Annotated in this window: 20 protein-coding genes; 11 read left to right on the top strand and 9 right to left on the bottom strand. The window is 67.9% G+C overall.

What is annotated here, in order from left to right; genetic code table 11:
- From VED21_RS30140 to VED21_RS30130, 3 genes are all read right to left on the bottom strand, one after another.
- Positions 1 to 828: flagellar motor switch protein FliG (locus VED21_RS30140; RefSeq protein ID WP_324889101.1), on the bottom strand; the 828-nt coding region annotated here is incomplete at its 3' end.
- 99 nt (positions 829 to 927) lie between these two features.
- Positions 928 to 1,464: a metallophosphoesterase gene (locus VED21_RS30135; RefSeq protein ID WP_324889099.1), complete on the bottom strand. Its 537-nt coding sequence runs from the start codon at positions 1,462 to 1,464 to the stop codon at positions 928 to 930.
- Between the two features lie 231 nt (positions 1,465 to 1,695).
- Positions 1,696 to 1,947: a DUF4170 domain-containing protein gene (locus VED21_RS30130; protein WP_324889097.1), complete on the bottom strand. Its 252-nt coding sequence runs from the start codon at positions 1,945 to 1,947 to the stop codon at positions 1,696 to 1,698.
- Between the two features lie 228 nt (positions 1,948 to 2,175).
- Here VED21_RS30130 and VED21_RS30125 point away from each other — a divergent pair, with 228 nt between their 5' ends.
- From VED21_RS30125 to VED21_RS30105, 5 genes are all read left to right on the top strand, one after another.
- Positions 2,176 to 3,381: a pyridoxal phosphate-dependent aminotransferase gene (locus tag VED21_RS30125; protein ID WP_324889095.1), complete on the top strand. Its 1,206-nt coding sequence runs from the start codon at positions 2,176 to 2,178 to the stop codon at positions 3,379 to 3,381.
- Between the two features lie 19 nt (positions 3,382 to 3,400).
- A complete protein-coding gene (locus tag VED21_RS30120) occupies positions 3,401 to 3,688 on the top strand; it encodes a hypothetical protein (RefSeq protein ID WP_324889093.1) in 288 nt (95 codons plus the stop codon).
- Positions 3,685 to 3,945, top strand: coding sequence for a hypothetical protein (locus VED21_RS30115; RefSeq protein ID WP_324889092.1), 261 nt, complete (start codon positions 3,685 to 3,687; stop codon positions 3,943 to 3,945). The genes VED21_RS30120 and VED21_RS30115 overlap by 4 nt, the downstream gene beginning before the upstream one ends.
- A gap of 85 nt (positions 3,946 to 4,030) precedes the next feature.
- Complete coding sequence (locus VED21_RS30110) at positions 4,031 to 4,780, top strand: hypothetical protein (RefSeq protein ID WP_324889090.1); 750 nt, start codon at positions 4,031 to 4,033, stop codon at positions 4,778 to 4,780.
- Positions 4,777 to 5,157 (top strand): hypothetical protein, encoded by a 381-nt coding sequence (locus tag VED21_RS30105; RefSeq protein WP_324889087.1) that lies wholly within the window; start codon positions 4,777 to 4,779, stop codon positions 5,155 to 5,157. Before VED21_RS30110 ends, VED21_RS30105 begins: the two co-directional genes overlap by 4 nt.
- Position 5,158: 1 nt before the next feature.
- On the opposite strand, the gene VED21_RS30100 is transcribed toward VED21_RS30105, so the two are convergent.
- The 4 genes from VED21_RS30100 to VED21_RS30085 form a co-directional block, all read right to left on the bottom strand.
- Positions 5,159 to 5,365, bottom strand: a complete 207-nt coding sequence (locus VED21_RS30100) for a TOBE domain-containing protein (protein ID WP_324889085.1) — start codon at positions 5,363 to 5,365, stop codon at positions 5,159 to 5,161.
- Between the two features lie 136 nt (positions 5,366 to 5,501).
- A complete protein-coding gene (locus VED21_RS30095) occupies positions 5,502 to 5,693 on the bottom strand; it encodes a hypothetical protein (protein WP_324889083.1) in 192 nt (63 codons plus the stop codon).
- Positions 5,694 to 5,866: 173 nt separating this feature from the next.
- Entirely contained in the window at positions 5,867 to 7,903 is a 2,037-nt protein-coding gene (locus VED21_RS30090; protein WP_324889081.1) for an elongation factor G, read from the bottom strand.
- Between the two features lie 96 nt (positions 7,904 to 7,999).
- A complete protein-coding gene (locus VED21_RS30085) occupies positions 8,000 to 8,929 on the bottom strand; it encodes a 2-dehydropantoate 2-reductase (RefSeq protein ID WP_324889078.1) in 930 nt (309 codons plus the stop codon).
- Between the two features lie 399 nt (positions 8,930 to 9,328).
- Here VED21_RS30085 and VED21_RS30080 point away from each other — a divergent pair, with 399 nt between their 5' ends.
- From VED21_RS30080 to msrP, 4 genes are all read left to right on the top strand, one after another.
- Positions 9,329 to 9,793, top strand: a complete 465-nt coding sequence (locus VED21_RS30080) for a cache domain-containing protein (RefSeq protein WP_324889076.1) — start codon at positions 9,329 to 9,331, stop codon at positions 9,791 to 9,793.
- Positions 9,794 to 9,839: 46 nt separating this feature from the next.
- Positions 9,840 to 11,552, top strand: a complete 1,713-nt coding sequence (locus VED21_RS30075) for a methyl-accepting chemotaxis protein (protein WP_324889074.1) — start codon at positions 9,840 to 9,842, stop codon at positions 11,550 to 11,552.
- Positions 11,553 to 11,892: 340 nt separating this feature from the next.
- Positions 11,893 to 12,360 (top strand): Dps family protein, encoded by a 468-nt coding sequence (locus tag VED21_RS30070; protein WP_324889072.1) that lies wholly within the window; start codon positions 11,893 to 11,895, stop codon positions 12,358 to 12,360.
- Positions 12,361 to 12,651: 291 nt separating this feature from the next.
- Positions 12,652 to 13,620: a protein-methionine-sulfoxide reductase catalytic subunit MsrP gene (gene msrP, locus VED21_RS30065; RefSeq protein ID WP_324889070.1), complete on the top strand. Its 969-nt coding sequence runs from the start codon at positions 12,652 to 12,654 to the stop codon at positions 13,618 to 13,620.
- Positions 13,621 to 13,836: 216 nt separating this feature from the next.
- Here the strand turns inward: msrP and VED21_RS30060 are convergent, their stop codons facing one another.
- Positions 13,837 to 14,178: a hypothetical protein gene (locus VED21_RS30060; protein WP_324889068.1), complete on the bottom strand. Its 342-nt coding sequence runs from the start codon at positions 14,176 to 14,178 to the stop codon at positions 13,837 to 13,839.
- A 679-nt stretch (positions 14,179 to 14,857) separates the two neighbouring features.
- Here VED21_RS30060 and lpdA point away from each other — a divergent pair.
- Both lpdA and VED21_RS30050 read left to right on the top strand, forming a co-directional pair.
- On the top strand, positions 14,858 to 16,264 hold the full coding sequence (gene lpdA / locus VED21_RS30055; RefSeq protein ID WP_324889066.1) for a dihydrolipoyl dehydrogenase: 1,407 nt from the start codon (positions 14,858 to 14,860) through the stop codon (positions 16,262 to 16,264).
- Positions 16,261 to 17,496: an MFS transporter gene (locus VED21_RS30050; RefSeq protein ID WP_324889064.1), complete on the top strand. Its 1,236-nt coding sequence runs from the start codon at positions 16,261 to 16,263 to the stop codon at positions 17,494 to 17,496. Before lpdA ends, VED21_RS30050 begins: the two co-directional genes overlap by 4 nt.
- Here the strand turns inward: VED21_RS30050 and VED21_RS30045 are convergent.
- Positions 17,493 to 17,702: tyrosine-type recombinase/integrase (locus tag VED21_RS30045; RefSeq protein ID WP_324889062.1), on the bottom strand; the 210-nt coding region annotated here is incomplete at its 5' end. The two genes, VED21_RS30050 and VED21_RS30045, sit on opposite strands and share 4 nt — an antisense overlap.

The following is a 17,702-nucleotide window of genomic DNA, read 5'->3' as shown; positions in this document are numbered from 1 at the left end:
CAGCGTCTCCGACGCACCCTTCAGCGCGGTGGCCAGCTTGGCCTTGTCGACGTTGCGCAGCAGCGTCTGCACGCCGGACGGGTCGAGCTTGGACAGGTCCTCGAAGGTGAACATCAGCGCCTTGATGCGCTCGGCGCTGTCGCGGTTGCGCTCTTCCAGGGCCGCCATGAAGCGGTGCTCGGTCGTGCGGTCCAGGCCGTTGAAGATCTCGGCCAGCATCTCGTGGCTGTCGCGCCGGGTGGTGCGGGCGAGGTTGGTCATGAACTCGGTGCGCAGCGTGCGCTCCACGTCGTCCAGCACTTCCTTCTGCACGGCCTCCATGCGCAGCATGCGCATGATGACTTCCATGGCGAAGCTCTCGGGCAGCAGCGTCAGCACGCGCCCCGCGTGTTCGGGGCGCACCTTGGACAGCACCACGGCCACCGTCTGCGGGTATTCGTTCTTCAGGTAGTTCGCCAGCACCGTCTCGTTCACGTTGGCGAGCTTGTCCCACATGGTGCGGCCGGCGGGACCGCGGATCTCCTCCATGATGGAGTCGACCTTGTCCTTGGGCAGCGTCTTCAGCAGCAGCCGTTCCGTGCTGTCGAAGGTGCCGACCAGCGAGCCGGTGGCCGACATCTGCTCGGCGAACTCGACGAACAGGCGCTCGATGATGTTGGCCGACACGGTGCCCAGGTTCGCCATCACCTGGGACAGCTCCTTGATTTCCTCGTCGTCCATCATGGCGAAGAGCTTGGCCGAGTGCTCCTCGCCCAGGGCGAACATCAGGATGGCGGCCTTTTCCGGACCGGTGAGGGTGCGATAGTCCTCGCGTACCTTGAGAGCCATCGTCGTCCCCTGGCTTGATGTGGCGGCACTGCAATCGGCGACGCGGAGTCTAGCGTTGTTCGGTTAACGAGAACAGCCCGACGTTGCAGCATTTTTCGGTCATATCGTGGCCGCCCCGGCGGCCGCTCCGGCGGCCCGCGCCCGCTTCGGCTTGCGCAGCTCGGCCAGGGTGACGGGGCGGAATCCCCAGACGTCGACGCCCACGTCCACCTGCCGCGTCATGCCCTTCAATTGCCCGTGGCTGTGGCCGTGCAGGTTCAGCGCCCCCTTGTACATGCCGTTCCAGGTGCGGAACGGGTAATGGCACAGCACCAGCAGCGTGCCGTCCACGACGATCTCGGCGTAATGCTGCACGCTGGCCCAGCCGGGCAGCTTCAGCGTGGGCGGGCCGTCGTTGTTGCCGGCCACCAGGTGCTTGGTGCCGTTCAGCCGCTCCAGCAGCGCGCCGGCCGCGTCGGGCTTCAGGCGCAGCGCGAAGTCGCCCAGGAACCAGACCTCGTCGTCCGGGCCGACGGTGGCGTTCCAGGCCGCCTCCATGGCTTCGTCCATGGCGGCCACGGACGGGAAGGGCCGGCGGAAGCGGCTGAGCGCGCCGGCATGGCCGAAATGGGTGTCGGATGTGAAGTAGACCGCCATGGGTCGTCCTCCGCGGGCCGTTCGGGATGCGTGCGTCACGCTACCCTGAACGGCCGCGCGGGGCGACCGGACCAAGGCCGCAGGCCAGGGCCGCGACCGCGGCCCCGCGCCCACGTGGGCGCGAAGCCAAGGCCCCGGACGGGGCCGCCTCGCACGCTGGCGCAGCCAGCGCTGACGGCGTCAGGCGGATGCCAAGGCATCCGCCGAAAGCCCGGCGTCTGAGGGAAAAGATCAGTGCTTGTGATCGTGGTCGTGGTCGTGCTCGCCGGTGGGGTCGAGCAGGCGGTGCAGGTGCACGATGAAATAGCGCATGTGCGCATCGTCGATGGTGGCGCCGGTGGCGCCGCGCCAGGCCTTCACCGCCGCATCGTAGCTCGGGAAGATGCCGACGATGTGCAGCTTGTTGGGATCGACGAACTGCTGGCTGTCCGGGCGCACGAGCTGACCGCCGAACACGAGATGGAGCAACTGCTTATCGGGCATGACGCGGGTCCGTTTGTTATGGGGCGGAAGGGCCGGGATTTTGGCACCCTCTGTACTGGGGCTCTCACCCGTCTTCAAGTGCAATGACGCGCCGCACACCACAATGACGCGTGTTCGCCGCGCACCGCCGCGCCCTTGCATGCGCGCGGCGGTGACGGTAGGTTCCCCTGCCGCGTTTTCCGGCCACACACCACACCGCTCAACACCCAAGATCCCAGGGGCAGCGCCATGTCGATCCTCGCCTCCCGTCTGTCGCGCATCAAGCCGTCGCCGACCATCGCCGTGACCAACAAAGCCCGCGAGCTGAAGGCGGCCGGCCGCGACGTCATCGGGCTTGGCGCCGGCGAGCCGGACTTCGACACGCCGGACAACATCAAGGAAGCCGCCATCAAGGCCATCCAGGCCGGCGACACCAAGTACACCGCCGTCGACGGCACCCCGGCGCTGAAGAAGGCGATCTGCGCCAAGTTCGAGCGCGAGAACGGCCTGAAGTACGCGCCCGAGCAGATCACCGTCGGCGTCGGCGGCAAGCAGGTGCTGTACAACGCGCTGATGGCCACGCTGAACCCCGGCGACGAGGTGATCATCCCGGCGCCGTACTGGGTGTCCTACCCCGACATGGTCGAGCTGGCGGAGGGCACGCCGGTGTCCGTGCCGTGCCCGGCCGAGCAGGGCTTCAAGCTGCAGCCGGCCGACCTGGAGAAGGCGATCACGCCGAAGACCAAGTGGCTGATCCTGAACTCGCCGTCCAACCCGTCGGGTGCCGCCTACACCTACGACGAGATGAAGGCGCTCACCGACGTGCTGGTCAAGCACAGCCACGTCTGGGTGATGAGCGACGACATGTACGAGCACCTGCTCTACGACGGCCTGAAGTTCTGCACCCCGGCCCAGGTCGAGCCCAAGCTCTACGACCGCACGCTGACCGTGAACGGCGTGTCGAAGTCCTACTCCATGACTGGCTGGCGCATCGGCTACGCCGGCGGCCCGAAGGAGCTGATCAAGGCCATCGGCGTGATCCAGAGCCAGTCGACCTCGAACCCGACGTCGATCTCCCAGGCCGCCGCGGTCGAGGCCCTGAACGGCCCGCAGGACTTCATCAAGGAGCGCGCCGAGGTTTTCAAGCAGCGCCGCGACCTCGTCGTGTCGATGCTGAACCAGGCCAAGGGCCTGCACTGCCCGCGGCCGGAGGGTGCGTTCTACGTCTACCCGTCCTGCGCCGGCACCATCGGCAAGAAGACCGAGGACGGCAAGGTGATCAACTCCGACGAGGATTTCGTCACCTGCCTGCTGGAGACCGAGGGCGTGGCGGTGGTCCAGGGCTCGGCCTTCGGCCTGGCCCCGCACTTCCGCATCTCCTACGCCACCAGCACGCAGGAGCTAGAAGAGGCCTGCAAGCGCATCCAGCGCTTTTGCGCCAGCCTGAAGGACTGATGTGACGGGCGCGGCTGGGATGGACTCGGAGCTGTCCGGTGCCATGATCCCGCCGCGCCTTCCCCCTCCGCCGTTTTGGCGAACCCATCACTTCGAACAGAACAGGGCGCTGGAGGATCGCGCTCAGATCCGCGACGAGGAGGTGCTGGCCGTTCTGGCAGCACCGTTGCGCAGTGAGCGGCAAACGAACGGTCGTCTCCGGCATTGGGGATGGGTGCCGCGCTTGCAACGGTGGTTGCGCGTTGTCACACTTGACGATGGCGAAACCGTTCACACCGTGTTTCTGGATCGGAGGTTCACGCCATGACCGAGCCCGCCATCCACTACGACGCGACGACCGATACGTTGCTGGTGCAACTGCGCCCGTGGCCGGCGCCCGCGCCGGGGCAGGATCTGTCGCTCGTCGGTGGTGAGGACGCGGGCGAGGATCTGGTGATCCACTACGGCCCCGATGGCGAGCCCTTCGCCTGGGAAATCGAGCGGGCCTCCGAGCACCCGGAGCACGTCACGGCCGCGCTGCGGGCTCGCCGCGCCGCCACGCTCGGCCCGGCCGCCGCGGCTTGAGCGGCGTTTCCTACACTCCGTTTTGGCGATTGGCTTTGCCCGTTCCGCAACCGATGTTAAGCTCGCGTCGGAAACGAGGCCCGCCATGTCCGCACCCGCACCGCAATCCGCCGCCGTTGAACTCTGGAACCGCCTAAAAGACATTGGCGGGGATGACGGCATCGAACTCGACCGCATCATCTGGCAACTCCGCAAGCTGGCGGGGCGGCAGCCTGCAGATTTCTTGACGCGCCTAGGATTAGGATGGGCGTTGCTATTGCGTGGCCGCCGAAATGAAGCCTTGCCGCACGTAGAAGCAGCCTATGGATTGAGGCATGGGCAGGGCTGGATCGAAAAGGTAAATTTGACTTCAGTGTTGTTAGATGTTGGTCTTCTTGTGGAAGTAAAAGATATTATTGATCAGCTACTTACCTCGCCTGATGAAAGAAGTGAAGGACTCTATGCGTCTGCTCATGGGTACGCACTGCGCGCGGGTGATTTGAATTTTTTAAAAGCATCGCTGGATGCTCCTGGAGTGAAATGGGAGGAGGCTAGTGACTTTGCTTCGATGCTTGATGATAAAGAATTAGGCGGGGAATTTTCCCGGCATCAGCGGGTTGTAGAGTCTATCCTGGGGCCTCTAACCTGCACGTTTGGCGCTAGTATTTATTATGATGATGAAGGGGTGCTTAAGGCGAGCCTGGAGTACCATACTGAGCTTATGGGGCGCTCCCGGCTAGAACTCTATCGTCGGGTAACCCGCGCTAAGATGGAATCGCAGTTACTCAGTGCGCCGTTGCATATTGTGATTGGCATCTGTGGCCCCCAGGTTCAGTCGGTGGAGAACCTTCTGTGATTGATCCTTCAGATTTGCTTGAAGAAGCTAAAGAGCTTGGAAAGACGTCGCATAGCCGTGAAGTACGGCGGCGGACGGCCATTTCCCGTGCTTACTACGCAGCCTTTCATCGTGCTAATGAAGTTGCGCAACGTGAAGGCTATCGCTTCGATAAGGCCGAAAGAACAGGTATGCACAAGCACCTTTTTCGGTTTTTAGAGCGTTCAGCTGATATCGATGTTAATACGGCAGTTGAAATTTTAGAGTTCTTAAAAGATCAGCGTATCAATTCCGATTATCGGCTGCGCGCGGAGGTGCCGATGCATAAGGTTATAGAAGCCATCGAACAGGCCGAATACCTGCTCACCGAACTCCTGCCGCCGCCGGAACCGGCCTGAGCTACTTCCCGATCATCACGTCGGTCGCCTTGATGATCGCCGTCACCGTGTCGCCGGGGACGAGCGCCAGTTCCAGCACCGTCTCGGCCGTCACAACCGAGGTGATCTCCGTGCCGTCGGGCAGCTCGATCTTCACCTGCGCCATGATCGGCCCCTTGTGGATTTCGGAAACACGGCCCGTCAGCTGGTTGCGCGCAGAGAGCTTCATCGCCGGCCTCCTTCGCGTGATCGCCGCATCGTTGGCTATACCAACCACCCTAAGGTAAGGCGGCGCCCACCGGCGGCAACGCTCACGCTTGGCCGAATGCTCCCCGGCCTAATGACCCCGGCCGAATGGCCCAGACCTAATGACCAATGCCGAAACGGCGGCCGCTCAGCGCGATGTCGTTGTTGAAGCCTTCGGCGACGCGGTCGTCGCCGCCGGACGCGAGGCAGAGTGTCACGTTGATCGCCGCCAGGATGGCTTGGTCGATCTGCTCCGGGCCGGCCTTGTAGCGGCGGATGGCGGTGAGCGCGCGGGTCACGGACTGGGCCATAAGGCGGACTCCGAAGGAAACGCAATCGCGGAACGCGCCTTCCTTTTCCGCCCCGGCCAATTAACCACGAGTAAAGATCGCCGCTGTTCTCCCGGCATACCCCTTTGTTGCAAGCATCGGCCAAGGAAAAGGCGAGGGGCGTTGCCACCCCTCGCCTTGTTCCGTCCATCCCCTTACTGCGCAGCCAGCGCTTCCCTGCGCTGTTCGACGGCCTTGTCGGCCATCTTGCCGGTCAGTTCCTGCAGCCGTTCGAAGCTGTAGGTGAAAGTCCCCACACCCAGCGACAGCGAGCGCAGCTCGACGATCAGGTCGTGGATCTCCGCCTGCGGCATGTAGGCCTTCACCTCGTCCCAGCCCTGCCAGCCCGGACGCGCGTCATAGCCCAGGATCTGGCCGCGCCGGCCGCTCACCAGCCGCTGCACCTTGGGCGTGAACTCGCTGGGCACGGCGATGGAGACGCTGAGGATCGGTTCCAGCAGCACCGGCTCGCACTTCGGCAGGGACTCCTGCATGGCCTGCCGGGCCACCGTCTTGAACGCCATTTCGGAGCTGTCCACCGCGTGGTACTGGCCGCCGATCAGGGTGACGGCGAAGTCCACCACCGGGAAGCCCAGCGGGCCGATGCCCATGGAGTCGCGGATGCCGGCCTCCACCGCCGGGATGAAGTTGCGCGGCACCACGCCGCCGACCACCGCGTCCTTGAACTGGAACCCGCTGCCGCGCGGCAGCGGCGCCACCTGCACCTGGATGTCGGCGAACTGGCCGTGGCCGCCGGTCTGCCGCTTGAAGCGGGCGTGGTGCTCGGTCCCCTTGCGGATCGTCTCCTTGAAGGGCACCTGCGGCGGCTTGCCCTTGACCGCCACGTTGTACTTGCTGCGCAGCCGCTCCATGGTGATCTGCAGGTGGATGTCGCCCTGGCCCCACAGCACCATCTCGCCGGTGTCGGCCGACTGCTCGAAGCGCAGCGAGGGGTCCTCCTCGATCAGCTTCTGGATGGCGCCGGTCAGCTTCACCTCGTCGTTGCGGTTCTCGGCGTGAATGGCCAGGCCGAAGACCGGGGCCGGCACCTCCGGCCACGTCTCCGGCCGGCCCAGGTTGCCCTTGTCGGTCAGGACCTCGCCGGTCGCCGCCTTCTCCATGCGGCCCAGGGCCACCACCTCGCCGGCCGCCGCCTGGGTCAGCTTCTGCTGGTCGTGCCCCATCATGCGATAGAGGCCCGACACGCGCTCGCCGCCCAGCGTCATGCCGTCGGTCACGGTGCCGCGCCAGACGCGGGCGAAGGACAGCTTGCCGGCGTGCGGCGCCAGGAAGGTCTTGAAGACCTGCGCCACCGTGCCGCCGTCGGGGATCATCAGCCGCCCGGCGGCGGCCGTCACCTCCGGCCCCTCGTGGCGCAACGCCTTCAGCAGGCGCCGGATGCCGCCGTCGTTCTCGGCCGAGCCCAGGAACACCGGCACGATCAGGTCCGACGCCAGATCCCTGGCGAAGTCCTCGTAGACCTGGCCGGGGTCCGGCTTCACGTCCTCCAGCAGCTGTTCCAGCAGCCCGTCGTCGAAGTCGGCCAGCGCCTCCAGCATCTCCTGCCGCGCCTCGGACTCGCGGTCCTTCATGCTGTCCGGCATCTGCACCAGCTCGGACGGCTTGTGCGGGTTGAAGTGGTAGGCGCGCTCGCTGACCAGGTCGACGTAGCCGGTGATCCGGTCGCCCTCGCGGATGGGCACCTCGCGCAGCACCAGCGGCCGGGAGGAGACCGCCTGATACGCCTGCACCACCTCGCGCACGCGCAGGTCGCCCAGCGTGTCCACCTTGTTGATGAACAGGATGTGCGGGATCTCGTTGTCGTCCAGGAACTTGAACAGCGGGGCCAGCAGCACGGCGCGCTCGGCCGACGGTTCGGCCACGATGACGGCGACGTCGCAGGCCATCAGCGCCGCCTGCGTCTCGCACACCAGCTCGACCGAGCCGGGGCAGTCCAGGAAATGCCAGCGCTCGCCCAAATACTCGGCGGTGGCGAGGTTGACCTCCACGCTCATCTGCCGGGCCTTGGCCTCGGGGGAGGAGTCGCCGACCGTGTTGCCGTCGCGCACGCTGCCCTTGCGCGTCACCGCCCCGGTCGCCGTCAGCAGGCTTTCCAGCAACGTGGTCTTGCCGCTGAGGTAAGGGCCGACCAGGGCGGCGCAGCGGGCCGTTTGGATCTGGGTATGGGGCATGCACACCTCCCGTTTTTGTTCGCTCGGCTGGGATGGTCCACCCGGCGGGGCCGGGCTGTCGATGGGGTAGAGGGGGGTTGGAGGGGCGGCAAGACGTCACGGCCCCGCCGGCGGCCCGTCCACGTAAGGCGCCAGCGCGGACGCGATGACGTGGTGCACCGGCGTCGGCACGCCGTTCTCGGCACCCAGCCGGGCGACGGCGCCGGACAGCCAGGGCAGCTCCAGCGGCCCGCCGCGCTCCAGGTCGTGCAGCATGGACGCCTTCATCGGCGCCACCAGCCCGTCCAGCATGTGCTCCAGCCGCTCCGCCACGTCCGCGCCCAGGTCGACGCCGCGGCTTCGCGCCACCGCCGCCACCTCGCGCACCGCGTCCAGGAACAGGGCGCGCGTCTGCGGCACGCGGCGGATGACGCCGGCCGGCTGGCGGGTCAGCGTGGTGACGCCGCTGAAGGGGGCCAGGAAGGCGAACTTCTCCCAGACCGCGCGCTCGATGGCGTCGCTCAGCGTCGCCGTGAAGCCGGCGCGGGAGGCCAGCGCGTGAAACGCCTCCAGCCGCTCCGAGGTGCGACCGCCCAGTTCTCCATACGTCAGGCGCGCCATGGTGCCGACGTGGCGGATCACGCCCGGCTCGCCGATGGTGGCGGCGATGTGGGCGACGCCGCCCGCCACATGTTCGTCGCCCAGCACACGGCGCAGGCTGTCCACGCTGGTCACGCCGTTCTGGAAGGTGATCACCGCCGTGCCCGGCTTCAGCAGCGCCCGGCACTGCTCGGCCGCACTCTCGGTGTCCCACAGCTTGACGCAGAACATCACCACGTCGGCCGGCCCGGCCTGTGCCGGGTCGTCGGTCGCCCGCACGTCCGTCAGGTGCAGGTCGCCGGCCGCACTCTCGACCTTCAGCCCGTTGTCCCGGATGGCCGCCAGGTGGCGCCCGCGCGCCAGGAACACCACGTCCGCCCCGGCGGCCGAAAGCCGGGCGCCGAAATAGCCGCCCACGCCGCCGCTGCCCATCACCGCGATGCGCATGCGCTGTCCCTCCCCCGCATTCTTCGTATGGCCGGTATTTTTCCACCCGGCCCAGCGATCATTGTTTACCCAGGGATCATTGTGTACCCAGGGCGCTTGCTGCGGCAATAGGCCGCAAGGCGAGGAACGGCGCCGCCGCGCGCACGCAAAAGCGTGCCGATTCGCGCGGCGCGACGCGATGCGCGCCCTTCAATTCTCTCCGGAGATAGTTTTGTTGCTGCGCTGCAACCCGGCATGTCAACGGCAAAATGCGCCAGACAAAATGCTGAAATGTTTGGATAGTAGCAAACGCCCGTGGTGCCCGTCGTGCGGTGGAAGAACGGCGGTGCACCAACAATCGAGGGAACGGCCGGCGCCCGCCGCCGGCCAACAGAACATGATAAGGGGGAGCATAAGACCATGGGTGCGCTGCTTCGCATTCTCGCCACCGGCTTTCTGATCCTCGGCATCTCCGGCGCGGCCGTCGCGCAGGACAAGAAGCCGAGCATGGACGACGCCAAGGCGATCACCATCAAGGCCGCCGACGTGCTGGCCGCCAAGGGCCTGGACGAGGCCGCCAAGGTCTTCAACGCCGACGGCGAGTTCAAGTTCGGCGAGATCTACGTGAACGTCATCGACATGGACGGCATCTGGCGCGTGTATCCGCCCAAGCCCGCCGGCGTCGGCCAGAACGTCAGCCAGGTCAAGGACGCCGACGGCGTGCTGATCGTGCAGGAGATCCTGAAGGTCGCCAAGGAAAAGGGCGAGGGCTGGGTCGAATACCGCTGGAAGAACCCGGCGTCGGAGAAGATCGAGCCGAAGGTCACCTACGTGAAGAAGGTGCCGAACCAGGACCTCGTCGCCTACGTCGGCATCTACAAGTGACGAAAGACACGGCCGGAGTGGACCCGAACCAGCATGGGGGGCGGACATGAGCGCAGGTATCCTTGCCCGCGTGAGCGGCACGTCGGTTGCCGCCCGCGTCTTCGCGGCACCGGTGATGGGCGTGCTGCTGACGGTGGCGGCGCTGGTGCTGGCCGACCGCCAGTCGGAGCAGGCGGTCGCCGCCATCGACGGCATCCACCAGTCCGCCGGCGAGCGGCGCGGCCAGATCGAGCGTCTGGTCGGCACCGCCTTCGCCATCCACTCCGACGTGTCGCGCCATCTGGCGCTGTCCGGCTCGGGCATCGAGGACGCCAAGCTCCAGACGATGCGCGACGCCATCACCGCCAACGTCGGCAAGGCGCGCAAGGCGCTCGCGGCCCTGCGCGACCTGCCGCTGATGGCGGCGGAGCGCGACATGCTGGCCGATGTGGACAAGCGCCTGGGCGCCTACGTCAAGGCCGTCGACCAGATGAACGAGATGGCGGCCATCGACCGCCTGATCGCCATCCCGCTGATGGCCCACGTGGACGAGCAGTTCCGCGGCCTCACCGACCGCCTCGCCGCCGTGCGCGACGCCATCGGCCAGTCGACCGAGCGCGCCACGCAGGACACGCGCGACGCCGCGGCCGCCGCCCGCGTCGAGTTCGCCCTGGTCATGGCCGGCCTGCTGGCCGTCATGATGCTGGCCGGGCTGGTCCTGGCGCGCACCATCACGCGCCCGCTCCAGCGCCTGTCGGGCACCACGGCGCAGCTCGCCGCCGGCCGCCTCGACACCGAGGTGGACGGTGCGTGGATGCGCAACGAGATCGGCGCCATGGCCCGCGCCCTCCAGGTCTTCAAGGACAACGCCCGCGAGGTGGAGCGCCTGAAGGCCGAGCAGGAGCGCCAGAAGGCCGAGGCCGAGGCCGAGAAGCACCGCGCCATCCAGTCGCTGGCCGACCTGTTCGAAACCCGCGTCAGCGAGGTGGTGCAGCAGGTGGGCGCCGGCGCCCATCAGGTGCGCTCCAACGCCCAGGGCATGCTGGCGCGCGCCGACGCGGCCAACCGGCAGGCCGCCGCCGTCGCCTCCGCCAGCCAGCAGGCGGGCATGAGCGTGCAGACCGCCGCCGCCGCGGCGGAGGAGATGTCGGCCTCGCTGGGTGAGATCGGCGCCCAGGTCCGCCGTTCCTTCGACATGGTGCGCGACGCGGTGCGCACGGTGGAGGAGGCCAACGGCCACGTCACCGGCCTGTCCACGGCCGCCGGCAAGATCGGCGAGATCGTCGACCTCATCAACTCCATCGCCGGCCAGACCAACCTCCTGGCCCTCAACGCCACCATCGAGGCCGCCCGCGCCGGGGAGGCCGGCAAGGGCTTCGCCGTGGTGGCGCAGGAGGTCAAGAACCTCGCCAACCAGACGGCGAAGGCGACGGAGGACATCTCCATCCAGATCGGCGGCATGCAGCAGGTCACCTCGGCCGCCGTCGGCGCCATCAAGGGTGTGGGCGAGACGGTGGTGGGCATCGACCAGATTATCGGCTCCATCGCCCACAGCATGGAACAGCAGTCCGCCGTCACGCAGGAGATCGCCCGCAGCGTGTCGGAGGCGGCGGCCGGCACCACCGAGGTGTCCAGCAACATCGCCGACGTCTCCACCAGCGCCAACGAGACCGGCACCGCCGCCGGCGAGGTCCTCCAGGCCGCCGAGCTGCTGGACGGGCAGGCCAAGGTGCTGACCACCGAAGTGCGCCAGTTCATCGGCCGCCTGCGCCAGGGCTGACCTCCCTCCGCCAAAAGGCTGCGGCGGTGCGTCCCCTTGCCCCGCACCGTTCGTGTGCCTACTCTCCTGTCAGGCTTTTGCCCCCTCCCTAACCCTCCCCCGCTTTGCGGTGGAGGGGACTGCCGCCGCCAGCCGACCAAACCCTCCACCGCAAAGCGGGGGAGGGTGGCCGAGCGCAGCGGAGGCCGGGAGGGGGCAACGCGCATCCCGGCGTCAGCATGCCGCAGCGACACCCCCGTCGCTGCGCATTAGAATTATTCGAATAACCCTTGCCCGCCCGCCGCGCCGGCCTAGCCTGATGGTGGCGCGGGGGGCCTGAACACATGATGGAGGAAGGGACATGAAGATCGACATCGGCATCGCGGAAAACGACCGCAAGGCGATCGCCGAGGGCCTGAACCGGGTTCTGGCCGACACCTTCGCGCTGTACGTCAAGACCCACGGCTTCCACTGGAACGTCACGGGTCCGATGTTCAACACGCTGCACACCATGTTCATGACGCAGTACACGGAGCTGTGGAACTCGCTGGACGAGATCGCCGAGCGCATCCGCGCCCTCGGCTACCCGGCTCCCGGCAGCTTCGCGCAGTTCGCCAAGCTGACCGCCATCGGCGAGGAGACCAGCGTCCCCCGCGCCGAGGACATGATCCGTCAGCTGGTGGAGGGCCATGAGACGGTGGCGCGCACCGCGCGTCAGGTCTTCCCGGTGGCCGAGGAAGCCAACGACCAGCCGACCGCGGACCTGCTGACCCAGCGCCTGCAGATCCACGAAAAGACCGCCTGGATGCTCCGCAGCCTGCTGGAGTAGCCATCTTTTCCAAACCCTCCCCCGCCTCCGGCGGGGGAGGGAGGGACCCGCCGAAGGCGGGAGGGTGGGGGCAACGCCCCGCCCGAGAATCAGCGACCGGCTCCGTCCGCCTGCCACGCAGGCCGTTGCCCCCACCCACCCCAAGCGGAGCTTGGGGCCCCTCCCTCCCCCGCCGGAGGCAGGGGAGGGCATGAATTGACGCCCCCCTCACCGACATGTGACCATCGGTGACTGGAATATCCGCGCTTTCCGGGCATCCTTATGCACAAGGAATCACCCGGAGGACGCGCCATGCTGATCCGTTCACGCCGCGGCTGGGAGTTGCCCGAAGCCGCCGCCACGCCGGAGGGCGTGTACCACGACCGCCGCGCGCTGCTGAAGGCCGCCGGCCTGGGCCTCATCGCCGCTGGCCTGCCCACGCTGCCCGCCTGGGCGGCCGCCGGCCCGCCCGCCGACCCCTCCGCCGCGCGCTATCCCGTCCCGCGCAACGAGCGCTACACCCTCGACCGCGCGCTCAGCGCCGAGCGGGACGTGACCACCTACAACAATTTCTACGAGTTCGGCTCGCACAAGGGCATCTGGATGGCGGCGCAGAAGCTGCCCGTGCGCCCGTGGACCGTGGCCATCGACGGCATGGTCGAGCAGCCGATGAATCTCGACATCGACCAGCTCCTCGACCGCATGCCGCTGGAGGAGCGCCTGTACCGCCACCGCTGCGTCGAGGCCTGGGCGATGGCCGTGCCGTGGAGCGGCTTCCCCCTGAAGGCGCTGGTCGACATGGCGCGCCCGCTGGGCTCGGCCAAGTACCTGACCATGCAGACCTTCAAGGACAGCAAGGTGGCATCCGGCCAGCGCGAGTTCTGGTACCCCTGGCCCTACACCGAGGGCCTGCGCCTGGACGAGGCGACCAACGACCTCGCCTTCATCGCCACCGGCCTGTACGGCAAGCCGATGCCGCCGCAGAACGGCGCGCCGTTGCGCCTCGTGACGCCGTGGAAGTACGGCTTCAAGTCGGTGAAGTCGATCGTGCGCTTCACCTTCACCGACAAGCGCCCGCGCACCTTCTGGGACACGGTCGGCCCCGCCGAATACGGCTTCTGGGCCAACGTGAACCCCGACATCCCGCACCCCCGCTGGAGCCAGAAGACCGAACGCCTGCTGGGCTCCGACGAACGCGTCCCCACCCAGCTCTACAACGGCTACGCCGACCACGTCGCCCACCTGTACGCGGGCATGGAAGGCGAACGCCTGTACATGTAAGATAAAAGCCCCTCTCCCCTTGCGGGAGAGGGGTTGGGGAGAGGGGGTTCCCTTCGCGGTTCGGTCACCACATCGTGCGGCGTATGTTTAGCCACAGATGAACACAGATAAACACAGATAAACACAGATAAACACAGATGATTTTTGATGGGAGTACCGGCACGTCCCGCAACATCCATCTGTGTTAATCTGTGTTCATCTGTGGCTAAAAACATATCACCCCACACTCCCCACCATCCCCCGCAAATCCCGCAACGTCCCGTGCAGGAATTCCCACGGCAGGTCATCCTCCTCCGCTCCCAGGACCGCCGCGACGCCCAGCTTCGCGACCACCCCGTGCAGCGACGCCGCGTGCCCCGCCAGCACCGCCCGCAGCAGCGCGTCGAGCCGCCAGTCCGCCTCGTCCTCCCGCCGTTCGGCGTCGCTCAGCCCGCAGGCGTTGGCCTCCGCGTCCCAGCGCGCGCGCCGCTCCGCCAATTCCGCCTTCAGCCGCGCCCGCTCATCCCAGCGTTGGCTGGCCTCGGCCCAGATGGGCCACTCGCGCGGGAAGCCGCGCATTGGGAACACTTGCCCCCACCCGGCTTCGCTTGCGCTCGCCACCCTCCCCCGCTGGGCGGGGGAGGGTTGTTGGCGCGTCGTCCCAAACCCTCCCCCGCCCAGCGGGGGAGGGTGGCCGAGCGAAGCGATGGCCGGGTGGGGGACATGCTGCGGCTATGGCCTGGGCCTCGCGAGCCCAGGACAAGCCCCTATCCGTGTCCATCCGTGCAAAATCCGTGTTCATCCGTGTCTAAAAACTCCCGTCACCTCATTGACAATATTCCTATGGACAGCCAGAATCCCCATCCCGCGCCCCCCACCCGAACCGGCGCCACCCTCGGACGTGCACGGAGCCCCCCAATGCAACACCCGCCGAAATCCGTTGCATGGTGTTGCATCCGGTTGCATTTGCCGCCCGCTCCCCGATGTGACGCCCCCGCGAAAGCGTATCGCCGCGTATCATCCGGTAACATTCGCCCGCCATCGCCTCATCTTTGTGCAGCCATGCTGCCTGCGCACGGAACGCGCGGAACGGCGAACTCGGCCGTTGCGCATCGCAGCGACGGGGAGCATAAATCGCGCGCGGATGCGCCCCCGCGGACGGGGCGGACGTCCGGGACGTGCGAAGCACCGGGGAAGCGCCGGAATGTGCGTGCGGATCACCGGGAACGAACAAAATTAGGCGGAAGCGAGGCCCTCAATGACTGAAAGCACCTACGACGTTGTCGTCATCGGCGGTGGCCCCGGTGGCTACGTCTGCGCGATCCGCGCGGCGCAGCTCGGGTTCAAGGTCGCCTGCGTGGAAAAGCGCGGCAGCCTGGGCGGCACCTGCCTGAACGTCGGCTGCATCCCGTCGAAGGCGCTCCTCGCGGCCTCCGAGAAGTTCGAGGAGGCCAGGCACGGCCTCACCAAGTTCGGCGTCAAGGTCGCCGGCGTCGAACTCGACCTGCCCGGCATGATGAAGCACAAGGACGAGGTCGTTAAGTCCAACGTCGGCGGCGTCGAGTTCCTGTTCAAGAAGAACAAGATCGACTGGATCAAGGGTTCCGGCCGCATCACCGCCAAGGACACCGTGGTGGTCGACGCCAACGGCGGCACCACGCTGAAGGTCAGCAAGGCCATCGTCATAGCCACCGGTTCGGAAGTCACGCCGCTGCCGGGCCTGGAGATCGACGAGCAGAAGATCGTTTCCTCCACCGGCGCCATCGCGCTGGGCGAGGTGCCCAAGCGTCTGGCCGTCATCGGCGGCGGCGTCATCGGGCTGGAACTGGGCTCGGTCTGGGGCCGCCTGGGCGCCCAGGTCACGGTGATCGAGTTCCTCGACCGCATCCTGCCGGGCATGGACGGCGAGGTGTCGAAGCAGATGCAGCGCATCCTCGCCAAGCAGGGGATGGCCTTCAAGCTGGGCGCCAAGGTCACCGGCGCCAAGACCACCAACACCGGCGTCACCCTGACCGTCGAGCCCGCCCAGGGCGGCACGGCGGAGGAGGTCGAGGCCGACGTCGTGCTGGTCGCCATCGGCCGCCGTCCGCACACGCAGAACCTGGGCCTGGAGAACGTCGGCGTCGAGACCGACAACCGCGGCCGCGTCAAGATCGACGGCCACTTCCAGACCAGCGTGCCGGGCATCTACGCCATCGGCGACGTGGTCGAAGGCCCGATGCTGGCCCACAAGGCCGAGGACGAGGGCATCGCGCTGGCCGAGATCCTGGCCGGCCAGCACGGCCACGTGAACTACGACGTCATCCCCGGCGTCGTCTACACCTGGCCCGAGGTCGCCTCCGTCGGCAAGGGCGAGGAGGAGCTGAAGGCCGCCGGCATCGCGTACAAGGCCGGCAAGTTCCCCTTCACCGCCAACGGCCGTGCCCGCGCCATGAACGCCACCGACGGCTTCGTGAAGATCCTGGCCGACGCGCGCACCGACAAGGTGCTGGGCGTCCACATGATCGGCCCGAACGTGTCGGAGATGGTGGCCGAGCTGGCGCTGGCCATGGAGTTCGGCGCGTCGTCGGAGGACATCGCCCGCACCTGCCACGCCCACCCGACCCTGTCGGAGGTCACCAAGGAAGCGGCACTCGCCGTCGAAGGCCGCCAGATCCACATGTGACCGCCCGTGTCTCTCCCTCCTCCGGCTCCGCCGGGGGAGGGTCCCCCCTCACGCTGACCGTCGTCCTCTGCCTGGCCGAGGTGCTGGGCATGGCCGGGACGATGACGGTGCCGGCCCTGCTGCCGGTCTTCATCCAGGACTGGTCCCTGTCGGCCACCGAGGCCGGCTGGCTGTCCGGCGCGGCGCACCTCGGCTACGTCCTGGCCGTCCCCGTCCTGCTGGGCCTGACCGACCGGCTGGACAACCGGCGCATCTACCTGTGGTCCACGGCGCTGACCGCGCTGTCCTGCGCCGGCTTCGCGCTGGCCGGCGACGCCTTCGTGCCGGCCTTGCTGTTCCGCGCGCTGGGCGGGGTGGGGCTGGCCGGCACCTACATGCCGGGGCTGCGCATCCTCTCCGACCACATTCAGGGGCCGCGCGCCGGACGCTGCATGTCCTTCTACACGGCCAGCTACGGCATCGGCGTGGCCGGCTCCACCCTCATCGCCGGGCTGGCGGCGGGGGCGGGCGACTGGCGGCTGGCCTTCTGGCTGGCGGCGGCGGGCACGGCGGCGGCGTGGCTGCTGGCCCTGCTGCTGGTGCCGCCCACCGCACCCCACGCCGACGAGGCGCCCAAGGGCTGGGCCGCGCTGTTCGACTTCCGCCCGGTGCTGCGCAACCGGCCGGCCATGGGCTACATCCTCGCCTACGCCGCCCACTGCTGGGAGCTGTTCGGCTGCCGCGGCTGGCTGGTCGCCTTCCTGGCCTTCGCCGCCGGGGCGCCGGCCGGGCAGGTGCCGGCGCACGTCACCACGCTGGCCACCGCCGTCCTGCTGCTGGGCGTCGTCTCCAGCATCCTGGGCAACGAGGCGGCGGCGCGCTGGGGCCGCGACCGCTTTCTCACGGTCATCATGCTGGCCTCGGCCGCCGTGGCCGCGCTGTTCGGCTTCCTGGGGGACGCACCCTTCGCGCTGGTGGCGGCGGTGGCCCTGGTCTACGGCCTGCTGATCACCGCCGACAGCGCCTCGCTGACCGTCGGCATGGTGGGGGCGGCGGGGGCCGGGCGGCGCGGGGCGGCGATGGCGATGCACTCCCTGTTCGGCTTCGGCGCCGCCTTCCTGGCGCCCATCGCCTTCGGCGCCGTGCTGGAGGTGGGCGGCGGAGCCTCCGACACCACCGGCTGGGGCCTCGCCTTCGCCTCGCTGGGCGTGGTGGTGGCGCTGGGGCCGCTGCTGCTGCGGGTGATGCGCTAACGGTTGCGCGCCCTGGGATGCGCGCCTCTGTAGACCGACATCAGCTGCTCCGACTCCACGTCCGTGTAGCGCTGGGTGGTGGACAGCGAGGCGTGGCCCAGCAGGTCCTGGATGGCGCGCAGGTCGCCCCCATCGGCCAGCAGGTGGGTGGCGAAGCTGTGGCGTAGCGCGTGCGGGGTGGCGCTCTCCGGCAGGCCCATCAGGCG

It is taken from the genome of Azospirillum sp. (assembly GCF_035627195.1).
GTDB lineage: Bacteria > Pseudomonadota > Alphaproteobacteria > Azospirillales > Azospirillaceae > Azospirillum.
The sequence above is the reverse complement of the archived record's forward strand: the minus strand, read 5'-3'. Positions and strand labels throughout refer to the sequence as shown.

What these genes read in the sequence shown, in the direction of transcription:
- VED21_RS30135 (WP_324889099.1), bottom strand. Translation starts at nt 1,464, where the DNA reads ATGGCGGTCTACTTCACATCCGACACCCATTTCGGCCATGCCGGCGCG.
- VED21_RS30130 (WP_324889097.1), bottom strand. Translation starts at nt 1,947, where the DNA reads ATGCCCGATAAGCAGTTGCTCCATCTCGTGTTCGGCGGTCAGCTCGTG.
- VED21_RS30125 (WP_324889095.1), top strand. Translation starts at nt 2,176, where the DNA reads ATGTCGATCCTCGCCTCCCGTCTGTCGCGCATCAAGCCGTCGCCGACC.
- VED21_RS30120 (WP_324889093.1), top strand. Translation starts at nt 3,401, where the DNA reads ATGGACTCGGAGCTGTCCGGTGCCATGATCCCGCCGCGCCTTCCCCCT.
- VED21_RS30115 (WP_324889092.1), top strand. Translation starts at nt 3,685, where the DNA reads ATGACCGAGCCCGCCATCCACTACGACGCGACGACCGATACGTTGCTG.
- VED21_RS30110 (WP_324889090.1), top strand. Translation starts at nt 4,031, where the DNA reads ATGTCCGCACCCGCACCGCAATCCGCCGCCGTTGAACTCTGGAACCGC.
- VED21_RS30100 (WP_324889085.1), bottom strand. Translation starts at nt 5,365, where the DNA reads ATGAAGCTCTCTGCGCGCAACCAGCTGACGGGCCGTGTTTCCGAAATC.
- VED21_RS30095 (WP_324889083.1), bottom strand. Translation starts at nt 5,693, where the DNA reads ATGGCCCAGTCCGTGACCCGCGCGCTCACCGCCATCCGCCGCTACAAG.
- VED21_RS30090 (WP_324889081.1), bottom strand. Translation starts at nt 7,903, where the DNA reads ATGCCCCATACCCAGATCCAAACGGCCCGCTGCGCCGCCCTGGTCGGC.
- VED21_RS30085 (WP_324889078.1), bottom strand. Translation starts at nt 8,929, where the DNA reads ATGCGCATCGCGGTGATGGGCAGCGGCGGCGTGGGCGGCTATTTCGGC.
- VED21_RS30080 (WP_324889076.1), top strand. Translation starts at nt 9,329, where the DNA reads ATGGGTGCGCTGCTTCGCATTCTCGCCACCGGCTTTCTGATCCTCGGC.
- VED21_RS30075 (WP_324889074.1), top strand. Translation starts at nt 9,840, where the DNA reads ATGAGCGCAGGTATCCTTGCCCGCGTGAGCGGCACGTCGGTTGCCGCC.
- VED21_RS30070 (WP_324889072.1), top strand. Translation starts at nt 11,893, where the DNA reads ATGAAGATCGACATCGGCATCGCGGAAAACGACCGCAAGGCGATCGCC.
- msrP (WP_324889070.1), top strand. Translation starts at nt 12,652, where the DNA reads ATGCTGATCCGTTCACGCCGCGGCTGGGAGTTGCCCGAAGCCGCCGCC.
- VED21_RS30060 (WP_324889068.1), bottom strand. Translation starts at nt 14,178, where the DNA reads ATGCGCGGCTTCCCGCGCGAGTGGCCCATCTGGGCCGAGGCCAGCCAA.
- lpdA (WP_324889066.1), top strand. Translation starts at nt 14,858, where the DNA reads ATGACTGAAAGCACCTACGACGTTGTCGTCATCGGCGGTGGCCCCGGT.